This window comes from Bacillota bacterium, from assembly GCA_013314855.1.
GTDB lineage: Bacteria > Bacillota > Clostridia > Acetivibrionales > DUMC01 > Ch48.
Window position 1 is genome coordinate 1 of record JABUEW010000188.1, and the last position, 5,424, is coordinate 5,424.

5 protein-coding genes are annotated in these 5,424 nt (G+C 38.2%); 2 read left to right on the top strand and 3 right to left on the bottom strand.

The features are described from left to right. Together HPY74_19515 and HPY74_19520 are read right to left on the bottom strand one after the other, a co-directional pair. A partial coding sequence (locus tag HPY74_19515) for an iron-sulfur cluster assembly scaffold protein (GenBank protein NSW92797.1) occupies positions 1 to 209 on the bottom strand: 209 nt, incomplete at its 3' end. A gap of 392 nt (positions 210 to 601) precedes the next feature. Beyond that, positions 602 to 1,777, bottom strand: coding sequence for a YibE/F family protein (locus HPY74_19520; protein NSW92798.1), 1,176 nt, complete (start codon positions 1,775 to 1,777; stop codon positions 602 to 604). 354 nt (positions 1,778 to 2,131) lie between these two features. Between HPY74_19520 and HPY74_19525 the strand changes: the two genes are divergently transcribed. Continuing rightward, positions 2,132 to 2,422 carry a hypothetical protein gene (locus tag HPY74_19525; GenBank protein ID NSW92799.1) on the top strand — a complete coding sequence of 97 codons (291 nt, stop codon included), beginning with the start codon at positions 2,132 to 2,134 and terminating at the stop codon, positions 2,420 to 2,422. Positions 2,423 to 2,795: 373 nt separating this feature from the next. Here HPY74_19525 and HPY74_19530 read toward each other — a convergent pair whose 3' ends face one another. Next, positions 2,796 to 3,929 carry a transposase gene (locus HPY74_19530; protein NSW92800.1) on the bottom strand — a complete coding sequence of 378 codons (1,134 nt, stop codon included), beginning with the start codon at positions 3,927 to 3,929 and terminating at the stop codon, positions 2,796 to 2,798. Between the two features lie 924 nt (positions 3,930 to 4,853). Between HPY74_19530 and HPY74_19535 the strand changes: the two genes are divergently transcribed. Next, positions 4,854 to 5,424, top strand: a 571-nt coding sequence (locus HPY74_19535) for a transposase (protein ID NSW92801.1), incomplete at its 3' end; no start/stop codon positions are given.

Below are 5,424 nucleotides of genomic sequence, written 5' to 3' on the forward strand. Positions count from 1 at the left end.
ACAGTTGTCATACTGCTTGTAGCAATTGAAGCAGCACAACCAAAAACGAGAAATCGAATATCAGTAATTCTATTGTCCTTAACTTTTATATAAATGGTAAGACTGTCCCCGCATCTTACATCACCATCTATTCCTTCACCATCCGACGAAATCATTTTTCCAGAATTCCTCGGATTAGAAAAATGATCCATTACTGTTTCTGAATACAAATTAAACATCTCCTGTATTTATTTGTATTGGCATTTTATATGTTTAATAATATATTATATCATAGCAAGCACTGTTTGACCTTTACTCGTATGATGACTTTACATTTTTCAATTGACGCTGTTGCCTTTAACCTGGAAGCTTTTCTTAAAAGCGGAAATAAGTTAATTACACTTATAAAAAATATTACCCAATCCATTTATCCTTATTATATCAGTAAGCTTTTGTCCAGTAAAATTTCTGATTTTAATTTTGGTATTGATTTAAAGTTGAATTAATAAGTGCCACGTTGAACCGGTTTCGAAAAGGGTGATAAACATTTGGTGCAATTTGACTCAAGTGGACCAATCAAGGACCCCATTTATGATGATTTAAGCCTTTTAGCGTTAGGTTCTTATTTGTTTAGATTTAAATTGGTTCCTTTTGGGGAGCGATCACCTGCCTTAAATGAAAATAAAAAACCACTAATTAAAGCTGTACATGGGATAGCAAAAAACAAACCTATACTCCCAGTTAAAGCACGTACAATTTCGTTCGTAAATAATTCTAAATTAACTATTTTTACAAATGGTATTTGATTACCCATAATAATAAGAATTAAAGAAAGAGAACCTCCTGCGTAAGCAAGAATTAAAGTGTTTGCCATGGTACCGATAATATCACGCCCAACATTTAACCCGGATTTTATTAACTGCCACATCCCTAATTCAGGGCTTATTGTTTTTAGTTCGCACACTGTAGAGGATACAGTAATGCCCACATCCATAATTGCCCCTAATGCTCCAACTATAATACCTGCTAACAATAGTCCTTTAAAATCTATCACGTTAGCTTGAGACATTCCTAGAAGCATTGCACCTTCTTCAGTAGCGAGTTCAGTAAGTCTTGCCTGAGTAATAGTAATTCCTGCAATTACACTGGCCATAATAGTACCCATTACAGTCCCCAATATTGCAGCCAGAGATTTAAAATTAAAGCCACTAACTAATAGAAATGTAGCTGCAGTCACTCCCGCTGATATAATAATTGCTGTGAAGACTGGACTTTTACCTGCCAAGATAGCAGGAATAAGTATTTTTACTACAGCTACCCCTGTTAATCCTAATGAAATTATTGATTTAAAACCTCTCCAGCCTCCTACTACTATTAATGCAATTATAAAAAGGTAAAATAAATAATTAATCGTAGATTGCCGATCAAATTGAGCAATATTAACTGCTTCTATCTCTCCATTAACGATATCCAAATTAAGAATGAGCTTATCCCCTGTAAATACATCAAAATCATAAGCTGTATAACCAGTTTTTAGTTTTACTGTGTCAAAAATCCGATCCTTATACTGACCTTCAGTTATTTTAACTTTAACGGATTGTTGCCCTTTAATATAAGGTTTTTGTTCTTCTATCAGAGAATCAGTAGATTGTTTTACTTCAAGTACTATTCCTTTTACCAAAATTTCATTCGACTGTTCATAAGTTGGCTTTAGTGTTTTACTATACCCATAACCTATTAAACAGATAACAAGAACCAACATCCAAGTTAAAAAACTAAGGAATTTTTGATTTATCATTAATGCACCTCATCTCTGCTATTTATTATTTGGGAAAAAATATAAAATCGAATTATTAACAGGAGTCTTATTATATAAATTAATTTCCTGCTTGAAGCTTCCGCTTCAACAATATTCAACATGTTTCCCAAGCATTCCTTTCAGAAAAAGATTTAATATTGATTTAAACAATCGGATAGGAGGTCACCCATTATTTGAGTGACCGACCTTCCACACCACTTATCCCGCAAAATGCGGCATCCCGACTAGTTGTCACAAACCCTCATATAAAGCCCTTTCTTCACAAAAATGGCGGGATAATATTTCTTTCATTATGCTGTATATTGAATTTACTAAATTCAATAGGAGGCTTACATGGAAGACAATACGATTTTTGGAATCATCCAACAGACATTGGCAATCTTAGAAAAGGAAGTAGGATTAGCAAAATCTACACTTGATGTAGTCGCATCTCGTAGTTTCAAACCGATCTCCGAATTCTTCAAGGAAAAGCAGGAGGTATATTACAGTGAAGATTTGCTGAACGAGCTAGATCAACGCTATCAGGAGAATCTGAAGACAGAAGCGATTTCACGGAATGTATATAACCTCCGCACTCGAGGTACCAGAATAGAGTATTATCGAAAAACATTTTTTAACAAATGATATTTAACCGGATTATAACAAGGAAGTCACATTGAAAGCAGGTGTTTAAGAAAAGAAAGCATAGCAAACAGATGTTACTGCGACAGCAACATTAATATTAACACATGAGAAGTAGGGATTTATCTATCCTACTTTACCTGATAAACGACACCGGGAGATCCAAGTGCACGTTCACCATCGCTCCGGAGCTACTCACTCCACTCCACAGCTAAAGTGCCAAACCTCCGGGATAGTCTGCATGTTAACCGATGGCACTTCTTAACGCTGCTCCGTTACGTTCGCTTAACGCTCCTCCCGCGAAATGGTTCTCTTTGCACTTGGATCTCCCTCCGAGAATTTTCATTTTCTGCCGGTCTTAAGCTAACTTGGGGGTCTATCCAGCAAGTTTTCGGATTCCAGGGAATATATCCGTAATTTTGAGTGATTTATCATTGCTCCAAGCATCAATGTAACAGCAGAAAGCAGCCATAAACGTTCGAACAATTCGCCTTTCTCTAGTATAGATGATAGAGTCTTTTACCTTAAAGTCTAATTTCATCCGATCATTAAACCGTTCAGTCGTAGTACGCCGTTTGTAGAGTTTTTTCCACTGTTTGGTATTACGAAGAATGGGGCCGAAATATCTTAGATTGTCACTGGTAGGAGTATAAAACGTTTTGTTGCTGGAAGCTTCACACTTTTGGCAAGAATCGCACTGAACGGGAAAAAGCCATTTTCTACGATAGGACTTTTTAATAAGTCCCCAGTTGCGAAGTTTGTGGTCGCATTTTTTTCCGTGAGGAATGCCGTTGTCATCAAACTTAACCAACGCATCTTTAGAGGCAGGTTTCGAATTACGACCGTTAAGGGCAATGACAGGATGAATGTTATAAAACTGGTTCAAAAGATAAAATGAAGTATTGTCATAAGCAGAATCAAAAGCAGCAGAAAAGCATTTTATCTCAGGATACAAATCGATAACCTCTTTAAGCGCAAAAATGCCGGTCACAGAATCGTGACGCTCGCCAGTAACACATTTAATATGGATAGGTAAACTGTAGAAGCTATCGGCAGCAGTAATGACATGAAAGGTATGGCCGTAGAAGTAACGCTCGTGGTAACTGTCCCAGCCCCAGGTGGCACTGGGGTCTGTGAATTTACGCTTGCATTTGCAGAACTCACCCGGTTTAAGGACACAGTCACAGATCTTTTTGCCGTAGTGAGCAGCGTGAGTAGGCATACAAGTGCCGTCACCGGCAATATTAAGCTTCTGAGGGTCGCCAAGTAAGCCGCTTTTGAGGGAAGGTAGTACAAAAAGTTCTTTGAGGATGAGGTTTAGTGAAGCTTCAATGGAATCAGGGAGTTTGGCGTCGGAATACTTGAGCACTCTTTTAACCAACCTTTCAGTGAGAGTCGTAGGAGGAGAATCCATCTTTTGATTTTTCTTCTGTTTGGACTTGGGTTTACGCCGAAAGCGACGCAGATTGGATTTGTGAAGGGCTCTGTCCTTCCGGATCAGCCTATCCATAAAATCATAAAAAGTACCAATACCGGGAATGGGGTCTGCATCAAGACCATCAATCCTTGAAGAACCAAGACATGCGGGAATGAACCCGGAAAGAATAGCAAAGAAGGGGTCAGAGCGTAAAGTATCAACCCAGTCAGAGATGCTGGTAACTCTCTTAAAAGCCATCAAAATGAGAGAGCGCAGCATGGCAACCGCATCTTTGGGAGGTGCCCCTTGATAGGAAGAAGAGTAGTAACTTCGGATAAGGGTTACGATATTGGAAAGGTCAGCATTCCAGAGTTTAGCGATATAAGGGAAGTTAGTGGATATAGTAATCTGTTGATTGGTTTCAATATAGAATTTTGACAATAAAGAATGGACAAAATTCTGATACTGAACATGAGAATATTTAAGAGATAGCATAAAAAGATCACCCCTTTTTTAATCAGTAGGTTAAAAACCTCCCATCGCGATTTTGGGGGTGATTTGAAAAAGTCAAGTGCTAATTATCCACGTTTCGGCCATGTTATACTATCTTTCTAGCGATACATCCAAATATCTCTTAGTATCGCTAAATTATAGAACAAGAAGACTTTTGAGGTGAAACAAAAAAATCGCCAGTGCTGGCGATATTGTAAAATGAAGCCTTTTGAGTTTTCGAATACACTAAGATTTATGTCTGAGGTGTGCATTATAATTAAGAATAAAGTTTTTATTCGACTAAATTTCGACATTTCCAGGTACATGGTTCGCTACGATTCTTCCATAAAAAGTGAGATAATAAATAATTGTAGAAGATTCTTTTTATAATTAGGGCTTGCTAAAGGGTACTAAAAACCAGGAAAAAACCTGATTCTGCAAGGGTTTTCGAGCATTTTCGTCGAATCTTTAGTGCATAGAAATATTAATATCGGTTAAAAAAACCGTGCACTTGGAGGTTGAACGATGTACCGTAAACCGAGCCCCCAGCTAACCATAGATGATTTTATCCTGCCTTTTTCGGGAAAATTGAATCCCGAAAATCGTTGGGTTCAACTAGCCAATATAATCCCTTGGGATGAATATGAAAAGGAATATGCCCACATGTTTCCGAGTGACCGTGGAAATGTTGCCAAACCGGTCCGCATGGCGTTAGGTACGTTAATCATTCAAACCCGCTGCGGCTATACTGATCGAGAAACGGTACAACAGATCATGGAGAATCCTTACCTTCAATGGTTTATTGGCCTCAAAGAGTTTCAATTAACTCGTCCTTTTACTCCGGTCGCCCTAGTGAAATTCCGCAAACGCTTTAAAAAAGAACGCATAGCTCGAATCAACGAGCGCATTGCCTTGGCTGAGCATGCGGCAAAAACCTCTGAAAAGGAAACAGAAAGAGAAGACGATAACCATCATAATGATCAACAAGGACCTGGACTTCCGGATGCGGAAAAGAAAGAGAATGAAACCACTGCAGACTCTGTCTCAGAGGAATCCAAACCGAATCAAGGAACGTTAATACTTGATGCTACCTGCA

What these genes read in the sequence shown, in the direction of transcription:
- HPY74_19520 (NSW92798.1), bottom strand. Translation starts at nt 1,777, where the DNA reads ATGATAAATCAAAAATTCCTTAGTTTTTTAACTTGGATGTTGGTTCTT.
- HPY74_19525 (NSW92799.1), top strand. Translation starts at nt 2,132, where the DNA reads ATGGAAGACAATACGATTTTTGGAATCATCCAACAGACATTGGCAATC.
- HPY74_19530 (NSW92800.1), bottom strand. Translation starts at nt 3,929, where the DNA reads ATGGATAGGCTGATCCGGAAGGACAGAGCCCTTCACAAATCCAATCTG.